At 64.9% G+C, this 18908-nt stretch carries 14 protein-coding genes; 6 read left to right on the forward strand and 8 right to left on the reverse strand.

The features are described 5' to 3' along the window. Positions 1-14: 14 nt before the first annotated feature. Together LQF10_RS05495 and LQF10_RS05500 are read left to right on the forward strand one after the other, a co-directional pair. Positions 15-3488, forward strand: a complete 3474-nt coding sequence (locus tag LQF10_RS05495) for a glycosyltransferase (protein ID WP_231066481.1) — start codon at positions 15-17, stop codon at positions 3486-3488. Next, the gene (locus tag LQF10_RS05500; RefSeq protein WP_231066482.1) at positions 3485-5014 is read left to right on the forward strand and encodes a DUF5719 family protein; all 1530 of its coding nucleotides are present in this window, start codon (positions 3485-3487) and stop codon (positions 5012-5014) included. The genes LQF10_RS05495 and LQF10_RS05500 overlap by 4 nt, the downstream gene beginning before the upstream one ends. Before the next feature lie 14 nt (positions 5015-5028). Here LQF10_RS05500 and LQF10_RS05505 read toward each other — a convergent pair whose 3' ends face one another. Then, entirely contained in the window at positions 5029-5493 is a 465-nt protein-coding gene (locus tag LQF10_RS05505; RefSeq protein WP_354002629.1) for a metallopeptidase family protein, read from the reverse strand. Between the two features lie 84 nt (positions 5494-5577). Between LQF10_RS05505 and LQF10_RS05510 the strand changes: the two genes are divergently transcribed. The 3 genes from LQF10_RS05510 to LQF10_RS05520 are packed head-to-tail and all read left to right on the forward strand — an operon-like array spanning position 5578 to position 7650. Then, on the forward strand, positions 5578-5976 hold the full coding sequence (locus tag LQF10_RS05510) for a DUF3499 domain-containing protein (RefSeq protein ID WP_231066483.1): 399 nt from the start codon (positions 5578-5580) through the stop codon (positions 5974-5976). A 20-nt stretch (positions 5977-5996) separates the two neighbouring features. Then, positions 5997-7448, forward strand: coding sequence for a phosphomannomutase/phosphoglucomutase (locus tag LQF10_RS05515; RefSeq protein WP_290371143.1), 1452 nt, complete (start codon positions 5997-5999; stop codon positions 7446-7448). Beyond that, positions 7441-7650: a Trm112 family protein gene (locus LQF10_RS05520; RefSeq protein WP_231066484.1), complete on the forward strand. Its 210-nt coding sequence runs from the start codon at positions 7441-7443 to the stop codon at positions 7648-7650. The genes LQF10_RS05515 and LQF10_RS05520 overlap by 8 nt, the downstream gene beginning before the upstream one ends. A gap of 25 nt (positions 7651-7675) precedes the next feature. On the opposite strand, the gene LQF10_RS05525 is transcribed toward LQF10_RS05520, so the two are convergent. From LQF10_RS05525 to LQF10_RS05550, 6 genes are all read right to left on the reverse strand, one after another. Continuing rightward, a complete protein-coding gene (locus tag LQF10_RS05525; RefSeq protein ID WP_231066485.1) occupies positions 7676-8791 on the reverse strand; it encodes a glycosyltransferase in 1116 nt (371 codons plus the stop codon). Between the two features lies 1 nt (position 8792). Next, positions 8793-9662, reverse strand: a complete 870-nt coding sequence (locus LQF10_RS05530) for an ABC transporter ATP-binding protein (protein ID WP_231066486.1) — start codon at positions 9660-9662, stop codon at positions 8793-8795. Further along, on the reverse strand, positions 9649-10533 hold the full coding sequence (locus tag LQF10_RS05535) for an ABC transporter permease (protein ID WP_231066487.1): 885 nt from the start codon (positions 10531-10533) through the stop codon (positions 9649-9651). Before LQF10_RS05535 ends, LQF10_RS05530 begins: the two co-directional genes overlap by 14 nt. After that, entirely contained in the window at positions 10530-11804 is a 1275-nt protein-coding gene (locus LQF10_RS05540) for a nucleotide sugar dehydrogenase (RefSeq protein WP_231066488.1), read from the reverse strand. The genes LQF10_RS05535 and LQF10_RS05540 overlap by 4 nt, the downstream gene beginning before the upstream one ends. Positions 11805-11914: 110 nt before the next feature. After that, a complete protein-coding gene (locus LQF10_RS05545) occupies positions 11915-12895 on the reverse strand; it encodes a glycosyltransferase family 2 protein (protein WP_231066489.1) in 981 nt (326 codons plus the stop codon). 800 nt (positions 12896-13695) lie between these two features. Beyond that, positions 13696-14469 (reverse strand): glycosyltransferase, encoded by a 774-nt coding sequence (locus LQF10_RS05550; RefSeq protein WP_231066490.1) that lies wholly within the window; start codon positions 14467-14469, stop codon positions 13696-13698. A gap of 766 nt (positions 14470-15235) precedes the next feature. Here LQF10_RS05550 and LQF10_RS05555 point away from each other — a divergent pair. Next, complete coding sequence (locus tag LQF10_RS05555) at positions 15236-17368, forward strand: acyltransferase family protein (protein ID WP_231066491.1); 2133 nt, start codon at positions 15236-15238, stop codon at positions 17366-17368. Positions 17369-17379: 11 nt separating this feature from the next. Here LQF10_RS05555 and LQF10_RS05560 read toward each other — a convergent pair whose 3' ends face one another. Next, complete coding sequence (locus tag LQF10_RS05560; RefSeq protein ID WP_231066492.1) at positions 17380-18903, reverse strand: inosine/xanthosine triphosphatase; 1524 nt, start codon at positions 18901-18903, stop codon at positions 17380-17382. Positions 18904-18908 lie beyond the last annotated feature (5 nt).

Genomic DNA, 18908 nt, shown 5'->3' on the forward strand with positions numbered 1-18908 from the left:
GCGACTATGACTTCATGACCACCAGCGAGACCCGCGTGCGCGCCGTCGTCGTCGGCGCCGTGGGCTCCCGCTACCTCCCGCACACGCTGGCTGCACTGGCCGAGCAAAGCGCGCCGCCGGACGAGATCGTGATCGCCGGGATCGGGAGCACCCGCCACGCCCACCAGTGGGAATCCCTCGTGGATGAGGCTGGACTGGACCGCCGCCGAGTCCGGGTGGTGCCCTTGGCGGAGTCCGCGACGTTCGGAGACGCCGTCCGCCGGGCAATAGCCGCCGCGGACGCGGAGAAGCCCGACGCCCGGGACGAGGGGCGGGCCTGGCTGTGGTTGCTGCACGACGACTCCGCGCCGCGCCCGGCAGCCCTCACCGAGCTGCTCGCGGCAGTTGAGGCCTCGAATGCGATCTCCGTGGTCGGCTGCAAGCAGGTGGACTGGAATCAGCCAGACCTGCTGATCTCGGTGGGGGTGCGGGCCACCCGCGGCGGACTGCGGTTCACCGGTATCGAAGACAAGGAGATCGACCAGGGCCAACATGACGGCCGCGAGGACGTTCTGGCAGTGGGCACCGCGGGGATGCTGATCGACGCCGCCGTGTGGCGTTCGCTGAACGGCCCGGACCCAGCGCTGGGGCCGTTCGAGGATGGGCGCGACCTGTGTCAGCGGGCCCGGCTCGCCGGACACCGCGTGGTGGTCGCCCCGAAGGCTGTGGTGCGGCATGCGCGAGCCTCCTATCGTGGCGTGCGCGAATCGGCTGGCGCCCGCCCCGATCCGCGCCGTTCCTTCCTGGCGCGCCGCAAGGCGGCACTGCATCTGCGGATTGCCGACGCCCCGATGCTGCTGGTGCCTGTACTCGCGATCGCCGCGGTCCTGACGGGTGTGGTCCGCGCGTTGTGGCGGGTCAGCACGAAAGAACTCACACTCACCGGTGCGGAGATCATCGCACCGCTGGCCGTGCTCGCTCGCCCCGGTGCGCTGCTGCGCGCTCGTCGCCGGGCTCGCCGAACGCGGCGGTTGCCGGTGCGGCGGCTGCACCCGCTGCAGGCAAGCTGGCGCGACGTGTGGCGGCATCGGCGCGATCGCCGCATGCAAGTCGCAGCGGCCCGCCGGGCGGCCCGAGCGCCGAGCGAACTGGAGATCGCCGAACGAGCCGCCTTGGCACGGCGCCGCCGGATCGCAGCTGCCTGCGTCCTGGTGCTGGCCGCCGTGCTCGCGGCGGTCAGCGTGGTGCCCTCGCTCAGCAGCGGCGCTCTCATCGGGGGCGCTCTCGTGCCCGCGGACGTGGACTTCCGTGGGGTCTGGCACGCCGCCACGTCGGCGTGGATCGCCACCGGAGACGGCTTCAGCGGCCCGGCCGATCCCCTGCTGCTTGTGCTCTCGGTGTTCTCCCTGCTCACCGGAGGTGCGTGGGGAGTGACGCTGCAGGTGACGATCGCGGTGCTGCTGGCACTGGCGATTCCGGCGGCGGCCCTGGGGGCGTGGTTCGCGGCCGGCGCAGCCACTCGTTCGGTGATGCTGCGAGCCTGGGCGGCGTTGACCTGGGCCCTGGGCCCGGCGTTGCTCCTTGGCCTCGGCGCCGGGCGCTTGGGCGCAATCCTCGCGCATGTGGCACTGCCGCTGGTGATCCTGGGGGTCGTTCGTTCGCTCGGCCTGGATCGCCGCGATGTGGTGGTTTCCGGGATGGTCGGTGCGCAGCGCGTGCCGCGCCGGACCGCCGCGGCCGACGTCTCCGCGAGGGAGGCCAAGCGAGCCCGGTTGGCGGCGTTGGCTGAGGTGGGATCGGCCGACGCCGATGCGGATGAACTTCCGGCTCCCGAACCCCGGAAACGGCCGGCGGCTCCGGAACCCCAAGAGCCGCAGGCAACAATGATCTCGAAGGTCTCCCGTGCCGGCTCTCTCGGCGCTGCGGCGGCCGCCGGGCTGGCGTTCGCGGTGGCCGTGGCCGGCGCGCCTGTGCTGCTGCCGGCCGGTATCGTCGTCGTCGGGATGCTCGCTCTCACCGTGGGCCGCCGGCGTCGCCTTCCCACCGGCCGGGCGCGCCTGCTGTTGGTGCTCGTGCCCGCACTGGTTCTGCTGCTGCCACTCGTGCTACACGCCGCAGGCACCACTGAGGGCTGGCGTGTGCTTCTGGCGGATCCGGGGACTGGTCTGGAGGTGGACTCCGGCCCGGGGTGGCTGCGGTTGCTCGGGTGGCCGCAGCACCCCGCTCCGGCCCCCTTTCTGGCATCGGTGAGCAACGAGTTGCCCCTTGCGGCCATGGCCGTGCTGCTCGCCGTTGCCACGTTGGCCCTGTTGCGTGGCGCCGGACGTGCGCGCTCGGTTCGGATCGGCTGGCTCGTGGTGACCATCGGGATGGTCACCGCTGAAGTGTCCCGCCGTACCGTGGTGGGCCTCGGGCGTGACGCAGACGGCGCTCTGGTGGCCGTGCATGGGTGGGCCGGGCCCGGGACCTCGCTGGTGCTGGCGGGGCTGCTGATCGCCGCCCTGTGCGGCGCTGACGGCCTGCGTGGGAGCCTCAGCGGGACGAGCTTCGGCTGGCGGCAACTCAGTGCCGCCCTGGGCACAGTGGCGGTTGCCCTCGCTCTGCTCGCCACCGGCACCACGCACGGCGCCCGGGTGCTCGCTGAGCGCTCCGGCGAGATCGATTCCGAGGTGGCGCTGATTGGTAACCGCGGCGCCGAGCCGGTGCCCGCACTCGGACGTGAGCTGCAAGGATCGGCTCAGCAGGCACGAGTGTTGGCGCTGACCCCCACACCCGACGGGTTGGACGCGCAGATCTGGCGAGGGAACGGCCCCCAGCTCACTGAGTCCTCGACGGTGGCCGATGTGACCAGGTGGATGGACTCGAGCGAGGCCGCGATGGACACCGCAACAGACGCCGCCACCGTTGACCTGGCCACGATGGTGGCTGAGCTCGCGAACGGGACCGCGAGCGATGCGGCTGCCGTGCTCGCAGATCACGCGATCGCCGTGGTGGTGGTGCCAGAGACGGCGGATGCTACGCGCGCGCCGGTGGATGAGTCCGCTCGGGCACGGTTGATCCCGGTGCTTGACGCCGTGCTCGGGCTCGATCGGGTCACCGAGAACGACTCCGGCGTGATCTGGCGGGTGAGCGTGGCTGAAGGGGCCACCGATGCCGCGATCGCCCGAGCCCAGGTGTACGACGGCGAGGGCAATCTCGTTGAGAACGTGCCGACCAGTCCGGCATATCTTGGTGGTCCCGTCACCCCTGACGGCACCGATCGCACGCTGGTGCTTGCCGAACGCGCCGATCCCTCCTGGCGCGCATGGCTCGGTGGAACTGCGCTGCGGGCGGCAGATTCCGGCTGGCAGCAGGCGTTCACCATCCCGGATGGTGCCCGGGGGGAGTTGGAGATCCGCTATCAGCCGGCCTGGGTGGCGCCATGGCGGGTTGCCGCCGTGGTAGTGCTGGGGCTCACCATCCTCCTGGCATTGCCAACTCGAAAGCGACGCGGGGAGAGCATCGGATGACCGCCCCTCAGCCGTGGTACCGGCGCCTGATCTCCGGCCTCGGGCGCGCCGTCACTGGCGTCTTCGTCCTGGCGCTGGCCGCAGGTGCCACGGTGGCCGCCACCATCATCGAGCCAGAGCCGCCCACCCCGGTTGTGCCAAATCACGTGGACGTGGGTGCGGCCCCGCTGACGCTGGTCTGCCCGCCTGCGCCGGTGCTGCCCACCGGAGATGGCGGCGATCTCGACTACGACGACGAGTTTGCCAACACGGATCAGACCGAACTGAGGACCTCGGTGGTGGTGCCGGGGCGGGGGAGTGCCGAGGCGGATCCGGTGACGGCCGGGCCGCTCGGCGGTGACGGCATTGAGGTGGCCACCACCGGAACGCTCCGACTGGTTGACGAAGCCGAGCCGCAGCCCACCGTGGTGGTGGCCGACCCCTCGATGGAACAGACCGCGCTCGCCGCGGGAGCCTCGGTGGCACGAACTGATGGCGGCGACTTGCGCGGGTTGACCGCAGGCACCTGCCAGCGTCCCACCTCCTCGGCGTGGCTGGTAGGCGGGCAGACGGAGTTGGGATCGAGTGCGCGGCTGACCCTGGCCAACCCCGGAAACACGCCGGTCACCGCGACGGTTCACACGTGGGGGGCCACCGGTCCGGGGGAGGATGACGTGGTGGTGGCGATCCCACCCGGTGCGGCATCGACGGTGTTGCTGGAGTCGATCACTCTGGAGCCGCGGATCGCCGTCCAGGTGCGCGCGGAGGGCGGCCGAATCACTGCATCAGTGCAGGAGACGGTGCTCGCCGGCCTAGTTCCTCAGGGCAGCGACATCGTCACCGCGGCCGTAGACCCCGCCACCGATCTGCTGGTGGGGCCGATCCCGATCTCTGCCGACTCGGGTACCGCCGTGCTCAGGCTCGTCAATCCAGGGCAGGAGCCGGCGGCGGTGGCCGTGGAGGTGCTTGGGGCCGACGGCACCGAAGGCCTGTCCGGTGCACAGGACCTGGTGATCGAGCCCGGCACGGTCGCCGATGTGGCACTGGACGGAATCGACGGCCCGGCTGCCTCCCTGCTGGTGACGAGCGACCAGCCCGTCACCGGTGCCGCGATGATCTCCCGCCAAGGGGAACCGACTGAACTGGACCCCGATCAGCCGGTGGTCGATCGCGCGTGGCTGCCCGCCGCAGCAGCCACCGACCACGGTCTGATCTCTCTTGCCGGGCTGGGCTCTCTGGTGGAACGCGCCAGCCTGAGCGTGACGTCCACGATCGAGAGCGACCAGACCGTGACCGTCCTCCCGGTGCGGGCCGACGGGTCCGACGCAGAGCCGATCGAGGTGCCGGTGGCCGCTGGCGCCACAGTGCGACTCGAGGACGAACTCGAACTTGATGGCGTGGTGGCCGTGGAGGTCACCGGAGACCAGGTGCTCGCCAGCGCGGCCCTCGGCGCCACGTCAGCCAACGGACCGCTGGTGAGCATGCTGCCGATGACCGAGGATGCACATTCCGATCAGAGCATCGCCGTGCGGGTCGGGTCGAACTAGGGTCGGTTGGGGAGTCAGTCGCGGTAGGTCGGGTCCACATCACCGGGATCGCGACCGAGCATGTGCGCGATCTGCTCGACCAGCACGTCCCGCACGAGTGCGCCCACGTCTGATTCATCCTCGCTGCGGGCGATCACTGGCCGGCGGTACACCACGATTCGGTGCGGGAGCCCGGCCGCCGGATCGCTGGCGAAGTAGCGCCCGAGTGGCACGGCACCGGTTTCCCACGGTGCGGGATCGCTCGGCGGCACCTCTTCCACGGCCACCTCCACGTCCTTGAGCTCCGGCCCCAGGTGGCGTTCCAGGTGCTCCAGCGTGGAGATCACGGCATCATCGAATCGCTCTGCCCGGGTGCGCCACCCGGGCAGTGCCGGCGGCATCAGCGGCCCGCGCACACCGCGGCCGTGCCGGTCCCGCCGGCGTGGGGGGCTGGCGTAGGCGGAGCCATGCGGTACCAATGGACGAAAGCCCTCAGACATGGGCTCAGCCTGCCAGACGACGACGCTCCGTGCCCCGGCGTGGCCCGTATCGCAAGGCGGCGGCGCCAGGGTAGCGTGGTTGATGTGAGACCGACTCGAGGGTGCACCCGTTCTGCGTGCACGGCCCCTGCCGTGGCCACACTCACCTATGTGTACTCGGACTCCACTGCGGTTCTCGGGCCGCTCGCCACGCACGCCGAGCCGCACACCTACGATCTGTGCGCGCAGCACGCCGACCGCCTCACGGTGCCCCGTGGCTGGGATGTGGTGCGACTGGCCAGCGAGTTCGAACCGGCTCCGCCGAGTTCGGATGATCTCCTGGCCCTCGCCGATGCGGTCCGCGAAGCGTCGCGTGCCACGCCTGCGCCGTCGGTCCCGGCCGCACGCGGCCCTGTTGTTCCGGCCCCTGTGACGCAGTCGCGGTACGCGCCTGAGGCTGGACGCCGCGGTCACCTGCGGGTGATCCGCGGCGAGGAGGAGTAGCCACCAGCTACGCTGGTCGGGTGCCAGATCTGAACGCCATCGTCATGGCCTATGACGTCCGCGGTGTCGTCCCCGCCCAGCTCGACGAGGATGCTGCTCGCGCGCTTGGTGCCGCGTTCGCTGACGTAGCTGCAGTTCCTGCCGGTGCAGCCAGCGTCGTGGTGGGTCACGATATGCGCCCGTCCTCCCCGTCGCTGACCGCCGCGTTTGCCGACGGCGCCGCCTGGCGAGGGGTGGACGTGCTCAACATCGGCCTGTGTTCTACCGATGGGCTGTACTACGCATCGGGATCCCACGGGGTACCCGGGGCGATGTTCACCGCGAGCCACAACCCGGCTGAATACAACGGCATCAAGATGTGCCACGCCGGGGCACGCCCGGTCGGGCGTGGCGCCGGTCTGGAGGATGTACATCACCTGGCCCAGCAGTACCTCGATGAGGGCATCCCCGCGGCCGAACGTCAGGGAAACGTCACCGAGGCTGACCTGCTTGGTGCCTACGCCGCGCACCTGCGTGAACTCGTCGGGCTGGACGGGATCCGTCCTTTGAAGGTCGTCGTCGACGCTGGCAACGGGATGGCGGGGTTGACCGCGGGCGCTGTCCTCGGTAGCGAGGCGGGGCTGCCCGATGTCGGCCTGGAACTCGTCCCGATGTACTTCGAACTGGACGGTACGTTTCCCAACCACGAGGCCAACCCCCTCGACCCTGCGAACCTGATCGATCTGCAGACAGCGGTGATCGCTGAGGAAGCTGACATCGGCCTAGCCTTCGACGGCGACGCGGATCGGTGCTTCGTGATCGACGAGCGGGGCGTTGCGGTGAGCCCGTCGGCCGTGACCGCGCTTGTTGGTCTACGCGAGCTGGAAAAGGAGAGCGCAGCGGGCCGTACGGGCACCGTGATCCACAATCTGATCACCTCCCGCGCGGTACCCGAGCTTGTCGAGGCAGCTGGGGGTCGCGCCGTATGCACCCGGGTGGGGCACTCCTTCATCAAGGCCCAGATGGCTGAAGAGAATGCGGTTTTCGGTGGCGAGCACTCCGCCCATTACTACTTCCGCGACTTCTGGTTCGCCGACACCGGCATGCTCGCCGCATTGCACGTGCTACACGCGCTCGGCACAAGTTCGTCCTCGCTCTCTGAGTTGTCAGAGATATACACGCCCTACTACGGCTCCGGGGAGATCAATTCCCGGGTGAGCGATCCTGACGAAGCGATTGCCAGGGTTCGGGATGCCTTCGCCGAGGACATTGCCTCCGGGGTGGTTCAGGTGGAGGAGTTCGACGGCGTTACCTTCAGCCACTGGGACGCCGCCCCGCGGTGGTGGTTCAACCTGCGCTCATCAAACACCGAACCGCTGCTGCGGCTGAACGTGGAGGCGCATGACGAGGACATCCTCGCCAAGATCACCGACGGCGTACTCGCCGTATTAAGGGAAGGGCAGGATGACGAGGAGGGGACCGACAGTGACTGACTCCGGTGTGAGTGAGCCTGCGATTGAGATGAACCTGTTGGCGATACTCAGATGTCCCGTCACCGGGGCAGCACTACGCCCGGGCACGATGCCCGACGGCGGCCCCGCCTTGGTCTCTGCGAACCCCGATCGACCTATCGCCTATCCCGTGCGTTCGGGTGTGCCGCTCCTCCTGGAGCACGAGGCAGTCATGCTGAACTGATGGGGCGGCAAGTAATTCGAGCGATTCATCGAGCGAGCCCGGCGATTGTCTCGGCGAATCGGACACCGTCACGGTGCCAGTTCACTTCTGCTTCGACGTATCGGTAGCCGGAGACTGCCATGGCTTCGCGTCGGTTGCTGTTCCCGGCAAGCTCGCGAAGCGCAGCAGCAACTGCCGGCACGTCGCTGAAAGGCACGACGATGCCGCCGCCGGAAGCCTCGATCAACTGCACGGAACTCTCGTTCGGGGTGGTCACCACGGGCACGCCGTGGGCGAGGTACTCGGCGATTTTGGTGGGCAACGACCGAGAGTAATTCGGTTTCTCGTGCAGGAGCGCGAGACCTGCGAGGGCGCCATCGAGCAGCTTCACGGCCTCATCGTTCGGCACGAAGCCCAGCCAGTTCACTTCTCCAGCCGCGTGCGCGGCTTCCAGCTGGGGTCTCATCGCAGCATCGCCTGGACCAATCAGAACGAACTCCAACTCCGGCACTGCGCGAGCGAGGGCGATCATGTCCGTCCCGCCGCGGGCAGCGGTGATACTGCCCAGGTAAACCACACGCTTCGCATCTGTGGATGAGGGTGATGGCTCGGACGGCACCCAGTTCGAGTTCGGGACCACGGGGTGTTCGCGGCGGAAACGGTCGGCGTAACTGTACTCGGCCAGCAGCAGCGTGTAGCGATGCTCAGCCATCGTTTCCATAAGGCGTACGACGGCTTGTAGAGGGCGGCGCAGCACCCCCGGTACCCATGGGCGCATAGTGAGCGCGGCAGCCGTATCCTCGTGCACGTCCCACACGACTCTTCCGATTCGGCGCCCGAGCCCCGCAACCGCGAGCAGCAAGTCAGGGTCGTGGATGAGCACGATGTCGGCACGCGCCCCAGCACGGCGGATGATCTGACGTGCCCGCCTTATCGCTCCCAGCCGCGCCCGTCCGTGCGCACGAGGCAGGTCGATTCCGTGCACCTCTGAAGGAGGGAGCCGCCCGAACGCCTGAAACGGCGCCGCGTACGTCACCTGCAGCCCCGCCGCGAGAAGGGCAGGGATCTGACGGTGCCGGATCCGAGCGTCCTCGGGATCATGCACGATCGTCACTACTAGAACGCGCACAGAGCCCCCTTCGAACGCGGCTGATGTGCTCATTTCACGCTTTCTTCTTCAGGGCCTTCCGATATTCGGCCACCACCTCGCGCGCGGAGCCGTCTTCGAGCATGCGGCCCTGATCCAGCCAGATGGCTCGATCGCACATTCGCTCAATGGACTGCGTCGAATGGCTGACCAAGAACACCGTGCCCGCGTGCTCACGGATCTCCTCGATCTTCGCGCGACTCCGGTTCCGGAATGCGGCGTCTCCGGTGGCGAGTGCTTCGTCGATCATCAAGATGTCCGGAATCGCGGCCGTGGATATCGCGAATCGCAACCGTGCAGCCATGCCGGAGCTGTAGGCCTTCATGGGCAGGTTGATGAAATCGCCGATCCCAGCGAACTCGACGATGTCGTCGAACCGTTCGCGCACCTGCTCGGGCGTCAGCCCGAGAGCAAGACCACCGATCATGACGTTCCGTGCGCCGGTGAGCGCCGGAACCAGCGCGGCGTTGACACCGAGCAGGGCCGTGGTGCCATCGACGAAAACCTGGCCATCACTGGTGGGCATCAATCCGGCTACTGCCCGCAATAGCGTGCTCTTCCCGGCACCGTTCATCCCGATCAGTCCCACGGATTCGCCGTGATTGGCCGTGAACGAGACGCCGCGTACGGCGTGCACTTCTGTGACGGCTCCTACGTGCGCTCGAGACCTGTTCAGCAGGCGGCGTATGCGTCCCATCTCACCAGCCGTGCTCTGCCGTCCGCCGAACACGCGGTACTTGACGTGCACGTCGTCGGCGATCACCGCCGGAGCGCCGGACACCGCCGAGCGAGGTTGGGTGGGTGCAGGCGCTGGTGAGGTCTCGGCGTCGAGGTCGTCGGCCTCGTGGTCGATCTCATCGAACTCACGGTCGTCAGTCGCGGCCATAGCGATCCTCCGCCTGCCAGAAAACGATGAAGCCGATCACAGCCGTCGCGATCGCCCACCCGGCCCCCATCAACCACTGGTCGAGCCGTGGGCTGAACTCGCTCAGCACGCTCGAACGCACGAGCGTGAGGTAGAGCGCGACGGGTTGATACTCCATGATCGCTGCCACCGCACGCGGCGCGTCCAGTGAACTGATCAGGAAGAACACACCTGAGACGTAACGTAGGAGCCGGATTGCCATCGGTATCAGATTGCGCAGATCCCGTGCGCCAACCACCAAGCGAGCGGCGATCATCGCGACGCCTGCGCTGAATAAGAAAAAGAGCACCACGGCAACAGGAAGCAGGAGCCAGGACCAGCTGACAACCTGTTCGGTGGCCAGCACGATGACCAGCATCACGGCGATTGTCGGCACTAATGACATCGCTTCGGCGAGGGCCACAGAAATGGGGAGGATAGCCCTCGGGAAGTGGAGCGCTCGCACCAGGTTCATGTTGCTCGTGATAGCAGTCGAACCGGAAGTGATCGTGCTGGCCATTGCCGAGAAGATGAACACGCCGACTGTGAGGAAGCCCACGTAGTTGTCCACACCGTCTCGGACGCGCTCTAGCAATACGCCGAAGACCAGGTAGTAAACGGCCGCGAGTGTGAGCGGGCTGAGAACTGCCCATACCTGGCCGAGGTAGTTGTTCTGGTTCTTCCCGTACGAGCGCGAGCTCGCCATCGTCCACAGGAATGCGCGACGGACCCACAACTGGCGGATGTAGGCCCTCAACGAGGGCCGGCCGCCAACCTGACGCAGACCGTGCTCGGTGGCCAGCACGGCCAACTCCGAGCGTGGCGTGTCCTCCGCGGGCGTGCGCCGGCTCACAGCCGGTGCACCTCCGGCTGGGTCGTGACACCCCGGGTGTCAAAGAACCGGTGAGCGGCTGAGGTGAGCGAGTCCAAGTCGTAGCTGGAGTGGTTCTGCACCAGGATCACCAGGTCAGCTGAACGGACTGCTTCGTCCAAGTCCGGTACTCGCTCCAAGGAACGGCTGGTGGCCGGGTCGTGACCGAGATGCCAGGTGGTGACGTTCGGGTCGTGGAATGTTACGTTCGCACCGCCGGTGAGAAGGTGTTCGGCAAGCGGTACAGCCGGTGACTCACGTTGGTCCGCGATATTCGGCTTGTAGGTAACACCGAGCAGTAGAACGTTTGCGCCGCGCAGCGCCTTGGCATCCTCGTTGAGCAGGTCCTGCGCCCGCCGGGTGACATACGCCGGCATCCCAGAGTTCACTTCCTGGGCGAGTTCGACGAACCGGAACGGGTAGCCCAGGCGGGTCCGCACGGTGTAGCTGAGGTAGTTCGGATCGATCGGGATGCAGTGCCCACCGACGCCCGGCCCCGGGTAGAACGCCTGGAACCCGAACGGCTTCGTCTTCGCGAGGTCGATCACGTTCCACAAGTCGATCCCGAGTTCGTGGCAGAACCGTGCCATCTCGTTCACCAACGCGATGTTGATGTGCCGGAACGTATTCTCGAGCAGCTTCGACGTCTCTGCTTCACGCGTTCCCTTCGCGGGGACCACTGTGTCGATGAAGCGCGAATAGAAGGCCGCCGCCTTCTCGGTGCAGGCTGGAGTGACGCCGCCGACAACCTTCGGGGTGTTCTTGATGCCGTAGACAGCGTTGCCGGGATCGATCCGCTCCGGGGAGAAAGCCAGGTGGATATCTACCCCAACCTCGAGGCCGCCTCCCTCTAGCACCGGCTGGACGATCTCCTCGGTAGTTCCCGGCCATGTGGTGGACTCCAGCACAACGAGCAGGCCCGGGTGTACATGACGCGCAATGGTGCTGACGGCACCCGTCACGGCGCCGAGGTCGGGAGCGCCGTCCTGGGCGAGCGGGGTGGGAACGCAGACCACCACGGCGGTGGAGTCGTCGATGACCGACTCGTCTGTGGTCGCCTGGAATCCGGCGGCGAGCATCTCCGCGATGTCTGCGTCGCTCAGGTCATCGATGTGGGACCGGCCCGCATTCAGCTGTTCCACCACCGGCGCGCTGATGTCGAGACCGACCACTCGAAGACCTTGACGCGCTGCTTCCTGAGCCAGGGGTAGTCCGACATAGCCCAGCCCGAGGACGACGACATCTGCTGACACGAACGGCTCCCTCACGAGGCGATTGATTTTAACTCTGGCACAGCATACGTGCCTCAGCGGCCAGGTAGACCGAGACGGTCGTCACTTACCAGGAGCCAGGTCAACTGAGTTCAGGGTGTTGGGGACGTACCGAAGGCAGGGTGGCTGAGCAGACCGATCCACTGTTCTCGGGCGTGGCGGAGGAAGTGCGCCACATCGGTGTTCCAGGTGTGGGCGGCAGCGTCCCGTCCTCGCACGTAGATGTACCCGATGTCGTGTGGTTGGTAGATGGACCCGCCTTGACGGGCCGTGTTTTCGAGTAGCGCTGTGTCAACGGCCCGTGGCACATGGCTCCAACCACCCAGGCTCCGGAAATCGCTGGCAGCCAACGTGATCGTGCTGCCAGCGACGCGATGGGTGAATGCCTCGCGAGTCCCGTACACCCTCCGCACGGTGGTGTCGAGTGCCTCCAGGTGCACGACGGTCGTTCGCTTTCCAACAACGGTTGCGTTCGAGTACATGTGGGCGAGTGCCAAGTCCGTGAGGTGTTGCGGACCAAAGTGATCGTCATCATCCACCTTTGTGAGAAGGGTGCCTGATGCCCTTCGGTACGCGACGTTGAGCGCTTCTCCGAAGACTACGTCGCGGCTGATCTGGACCACGCGGATCGGACGCCCGGACGCAGCTTCGTTGAGTCCAGGTGGGATGTCCCCACCATGAAGTCCGACGACGATCTCTAGTTGGTCATAGTCGAGTCGGGCCAAGCGTGCAACTTGCGCCGTGACGATCTCTGGCCGTCGGCTCACAAGGACGGCACTGATCGGCGGCAGGGACGGTTCAAGTGTCAGCATGGCTGCTCGCCGTTGTTCGACATCCCGGACGTCCCAGGCGAGCTCTCCTGGTGAACCGCTGATCGGACCTGCTGGAATCTGGCTTCGGACGCCGGGAGGCAGCTTCTCGCGAACAGCGTCATCCTCGAGGCCGAAGACGTATGTCCCGCGCAGGATGGCGCGATGTAGGAAGTCCGCGACCTGGGTGGCCGCGATCTTGGGGGCTTTGCCCGAAACTCCCAGCGCGTGCGCACGATCTAGGTGGCTGACAGCCTTCGTCAAGGACCCATCCCATGGGCCGCTGGAGCGGCCGATTCGCCAGCTTTGTCCGAGTCGTAGCTCCGCTAGCCGGTAGCTATCAGACGGGGGGACCTTCCCGACAGGGTTCTCACTCTTCAGGTCCACTCTCTTAGCATAGGCTCCGCTCTAGCAATGGCTCGTACCCAGGGAGGCCTGATGCGTTTCGACGTGATTGCGCTCGTCGATGTCGAGTCAATGTCAGAGGCGCAGGCGCGGGCGGTTGTCCAGACCGTTGCTCCACAGGTGCGCCAGGTTCTACTGACGGGTAGAAATGGCCGGCTGTCCGGTCGGCTCGAAGATGCGCCATGGCTGTCAGGCAAGAATCCAGTCGAGCGAGGAGTCCTCGTAGTCACCGCTCCTGTGGTCTTCGCTCGTGGTGCAGTTGCCCGCCTGGACGCCTCCTTGAAGTTTGCCGACCGAGCTGTCACCAGGGTCTACCTGCCTGCTCTAGACGGGCGATTCACCTCGGTCGCACTCTGGGACGCTTCCTGGCTGGCTCGGGAGAGCGTCACGGTCCTTGAGTTGATACGGGCAGACCTCGAATTCGATCGACAGCGGCTCTCCCGCAACTCGCCGCAGTGCCGGTCCTGGGTGCCGGGGAAGGAGGTTGGCGTCGAGTGGCTTGATGTGATTGGCAGTGCGTACAAGGCGTGGGCTCGAGCGGAGGGAAGGCGTCTAATTCTCCGGGAGCTGGAGTCGCGGCTACGTGCGACCCTGCGGACCGGTCGCCGCCACCTCGGTGACGTTAGACACTTTGTGGCAAGAGCCTCGCGGCGAGTCCGTCATCGATAGAGCCAGTGGGCTGTAAGGGCTCGTCTGGCGCGGTATGTCTCGGATGCTCCTGCGATGATGTGTTCGACCGGCCGCGGACCGAGCATCATCTCCCTCGTGAGGCTCTCCGTCACTAGGACGGGATTGTCTGCCCGGTCCAGCGCTGTGGTCCTGAGGTCGAGCAACGGCGTGCGCGGTGGTCGCATCAGAACGTCGCCGGTGCGGAGCGGAGTCCCGGCTTGCGCCAGCGCGGCGACTTCTGCGGCGATTACTCGAGCTCCGCGCATCGGTCCAAGAGCGGTGGTCGTGGAACTCAGCCGGTCCAAGGTCGCCTCGTGCAATAGATGGGAGACCTGTTCTGGCACTTCGTCGACGGTGCACAGGGCCAGTCCGAGCTCCGCGACGCCTTCTGCTCGGGCCACTTGGTCGTCCGTCTTGTGTGCTGTACTCGGTATGAACAGCGTCGGCACGTTCGAACCGAGCAGCTCGTGAACCGCGTTGTATCCTGCCGCGCTCACCGCGGCGTCGAATGCGCTGAGGTAACCCGATAACGGATAGACATCATCGAGGACGTGGATGGAGGTGTCTCCAGTCACGATCGCGTGCTTCGCGATCGCTTGGCGCGTCACGGCGACTGACCAACTCGGGAAGTCACGGCGAATAACATCAAGCGCCGCACGGGCTGTCGTGTCGACCGATCCGAGTGCGCCCGAGCCGGGCGCCAGCAGCAGGACGGGCCCATTTGCGGGAAGCCCTAGTCTCGACCGAGCTGTGGCCTTGTCCACACCTGGGATTGCATCCAGCAAGCACACTGGGTCCGTGATCAGAACCGCGTCTGTGCGGCCACGCGTGGGGCCGCGATCAAATTGGGACGCGACGTCGCCTGGCTGCAGTGTCAGATCGAAGTTGCGAGAGTGATCGAGCCGTCCAGCCGGAGCGTGCGGCTGCCACATCCCGCGTCGAACCCACGCGAACTGGACGCCCGGCAACTCGGATCGAGCGTTCAGCAGTCCGAGGTACGGGCTGACGCCGTCAAAGACGATCGCTGATGCACCGACTTCCGCAGCTAAACCGACTACCCGATCGCGTAGGTACGGAGCCCACCGGTAGGAGCGCCACCTTCGCCTCAGGACCCCACGCCAGCCGCTTGGCGCCCAGCCGGATTCCCAACTGGGTGCGTACTCAAACCGCCAAGCCTCGGCATTCGGAAGCTTGTTGGAGAATGCTGCGGATGCGACCTGTGGGAGGGCACGCGAGAGCGACAGGATCACAGTGTCGAACTGTGACGCTCCGGCGAGTGCGACCGCTGTCTGACGTGACAAGTGACCCATGCCAGTGCCATTGCTCGTCATAAGGATGACAGTCGGTCGAGTGCTGGTCATAATGATCTCGATCGTAGTCTCTCACTCGGCCTGCGGATAATGATCCTGACGCCGCTGGACCTGACCGCGCGGATCGACGAGCGCCGGCCGGAAGACATTCCGCAGCTATCCTCTGTTGGTCTGAACGAGCGCCGGCTCACCTAACCGACACCTGAAAGCGAGACGACCTGTGGCCGACCCAGCCTCCACAACCTGGCGTGCCGCACCATCCGGGCGGCACAGCGGAAGCGTAGTTGGCTCGGCAGCCTCCACGTTTCGGCCTGACATCGAGGGCCTGCGCGCGCTCGCCATTGGCGTCGTTCTCGTCTATCACGCTGGTGTTCGCTCGGTCCCCGGTGGTTTCATCGGTGTCGATGTGTTCTTCGTCCTCTCGGGTTTCCTGATCACGGGGTTGCTGATCCGGGAGCTCGAGCGCGACGGCCGGATCTCGCTTTCGCGTTTCTACGCGCGCCGGACACGGCGCCTTCTACCGGCCACTGCAGTGGTACTCGTGTTCACGGCACTACTTACCTGGTGGAGCGCGTCGGCTGTGGACTGGCAGACCTTCGGGTGGGACATCGTAGCCGCAGCGTTGTACGTCGTGAACTGGGCGCTGGCGGCGCGCTCAGTGGACTATCTTGCCGAGGATGTGGGCGTCTCACCGGTACAACACTTCTGGTCCCTCGCCGTTGAGGAGCAGTTCTACGTCGTCTGGCCCCTCCTCTTAGTACTCGTTGCATGGTGGATACGTCGACGTGCTCAAGAGAACCTAAGGTTGTGGGCGGGCGCGGCCATTGGACTTGTGATCGTAGTCTCGTTCGCAGCGTCACTGTTGATCACAGCCAGCAGCCCCCAGGCTGCGTTCTTCGTGACGCCCACGCGACTTTGGGAGTTGGGTCTCGGTGCAGTAGTGGCGATTGGTGCCACGCATTGGCCCCGTGTACCGTCAGCGATTGCTGTGGTTCTGGGATGGGGAGGGTTTGCAGCAGTTGTCTCGAGTGCACTCGTACTCGACTCCGGGGTGGAGTGGCCCGGATACGCCGCGCTTTGGCCGACGCTCGGTACCGTCGCGATCATCGTCAGTGGCTATGTGGCAACTGCCGGTAGCGTGGCACGCTTCCTGTCATTCCCCATCTTCGTCTGGATTGGCGCGCTGTCGTATTCGCTCTACCTCTGGCATTGGCCGTTGCTAGTCGCGGCAGCGGATATGTGGGGAGAGTTGGGACAAAAGCGCGGACTGCTGGTCGTTGCTATTGCCTTTATACCAGCCTATTTGAGTTACCGATTCATCGAGAACCCGATCAGGCGCTCCCAAATCCTGGCACGTTCGGACCGTCTGTCCCTATCGCTAGGAGGCAACTTCACTCTAGCAGGCGTAATTGCCGGACTCGTCCTTGTGATTGCGTTGCCCAGCAGTACGGGATCGACATCACAAAACGATGCTGCAGGAGCGTCGGAAATCGGACGAGATACCCAGCCTCAACCCGGATCGATTGAGAGTCTGAGTGAGATCGAGTGGTACGTACCAACCGCTGTCGATGCGGTCGCGGATGTGCCGGCAGCGTATCCGAAGGACTGTCAACAGTCCGCTGAAGGTACGGATGTCATCACGTGCGAACTAGGAGATCCCGATTCTGAAACTCAGATTGCAGTGGCTGGCGATTCTAAGATACTCCAATGGTGGTCTGCATTAGAGGCTATCGCAGAAGATCGAGGTTGGCATGTAGTCGTGATGACCAAATCTAGTTGTGGACTCCACTCAGGCATGCAAGTCCGGGAAGGGTCAGCCTACTTGGAATGCGCCGAATGGAACGAGAATGTGATGGCAGAAATTCTGGGAGATGAGCCCGACGCGGTACTGGTGTCGAGTCGGGCGACGACCGCCCTGGAAGATGCGACCGATCCTTCGACTGCGACATCCGACGAGATGATTCGATCGCTGGCTGGAGCATGGGGCGACCTGGAGAATGCCGGGATTCCGGTGATCGTGCTGCTCGACAATCCAAGTCCAACACTAGGGGAGCCAGTTTATGAGTGCGTCCTGCAACACCCAAGTGCCCTCGACGAATGTGCCTTCTCGCTTGCAAGTGGCGTCGAGTCATCGGCCGCACCGGAGCAAGTCGCGGCGGCGGATCGTGTCGCAGGCGTCGACGTCATCGATCTGACGGACTGGATATGCCCTACGAACATGTGCGTCCCTGTCATTGGGAACGTTTTGGTGTATCGACAAGGATCGCACCTTACCGACACCTACGTGCGCACGCTTACTGAGGTTCTCCAAGACGATCTTGAGAGCTCCCTCGAATCTGTGTCAGGCCGCTGAGGGACTATCGACTATCGTCCATGAATGATTCTCGAGAGTCGATTAGCGATGCCAGCGCCATTATTTCTAGGTAGAATTTTTCTTGGATCGAAACGTGGAAGGTCCTCGGCGTATAGCTGTTTGAGAAGTGCTCTATCGGCGCGTTGCTCGTATGGTAGCCGGTGCATCGTTTCGATCAATCGTCGTGAATTGAAAGGTTGGAGCACGCGATGCCCCAGGTCGCCCTCGTGCGGCTTCTGTGCGGCCCACCTACCAACTCTGTGTTCCCAGTAGAACAAATCGTGATAGTCGTACCCTCCTATTGTCTCTGGACGAAAGTCGGCGTACTCGATGAACTGCTCAAACTGCTCGACATACTCGTGTTCGCGGGCCACATTCGGGCCGTGGTACAGGAATGTCAGACGTCGAGGGGATGGCGGCGCCTCGGAGCGCCTAGTGTAGAAAACGGTTCCGACCTCGGCGAGGATGGAGTTAAGCTGAAAGAAGTCGCGCGGCAATTCGTCGTACATGGCGCGGGCTGCACCTGAACTTGGTTGCACTGCATTCCAAGTCTTGCTGAAAACAGCGTCGAACAGTGTGCCAGGCTCCGGTTTGCCCCATCGAATCACGCGATGTGGTATCCCGACATCGAAGGAAATTCGATTTGCCTCGTAGATGTCGTTGAAATGTGCCAGCTTTTCTTTGGGGTTCAAATAGGTGAATGTGAACGAGCCGTCTGAGAGGTAGGGGAGTGCTGCGCGCAGTGTTGAACCAGAGTCCATACCGGCGGTCAATGATATCCCGACCCGACCAAACTTTGTAAGCAACTCGCAGTTTTGATCCAAGATCTCGCGAAATTCGCTGAACTCTCGGCCCGTAGGGTTGCCAATGTCAAGATCGTCGAACGGGTAGAAGCGCTCGTGATCAGCTACCATTTTGGTGGAGGACCACCGGAGTCGACAGTTTGCTATGACAGGGTGTATGTCCTTGTAGGCAGTTTCGATTCCTGCGAAGTAGTAGGTCGCTCCAGGGTGTAGTTTTCGAAGTCGATTGAGCCTGTTTATCGCGTTTTGATCCGTCTCAGCGGCGCTAGCCTCAGCAACGAGTTCGACATGACTGCCAACGATGAATGTTCTGGCGGAGTCTGACCAGAATGTCATTTGCGTCGCGCATGTGTCGGGTATGACTGTGACTTCTTGTGGGCCTATCGCAATTGCTGTGAATCGGCCAGTAAGGTACGCCACGTATCTTGTGAATGCGTCGAGACCTCCGCGCTCCAGGGAAGAGTGCGCCTTCCGGGCGATCAATTGTGGGTCGATCGATGCCGATTCTAGGTCGACAGGGTTTCCGATGAGTACGGCGTGGAATCGGGAGTCCGGGCCGGTCGTCGTAGCAACTACGGTGCGGTCCTGAAATGCGAACGTAAGGTGGCCTATGACCTCCTTCCGCCAGCCGTCGGCGGAGGGAGGTAGTTGGGAGGCTGCGGTCGTGGCGATATAGCCATGACCGAAGGCGTCGCGGAGGCTCCGGGCTTCAACGGCTGCGGGGACTGACATGCATG

Origin of the sequence: Ruania halotolerans (assembly GCF_021049285.1) — a bacterium.
GTDB classification, from domain to species: Bacteria; Actinomycetota; Actinomycetes; order Actinomycetales; family Beutenbergiaceae; genus Ruania; species Ruania halotolerans.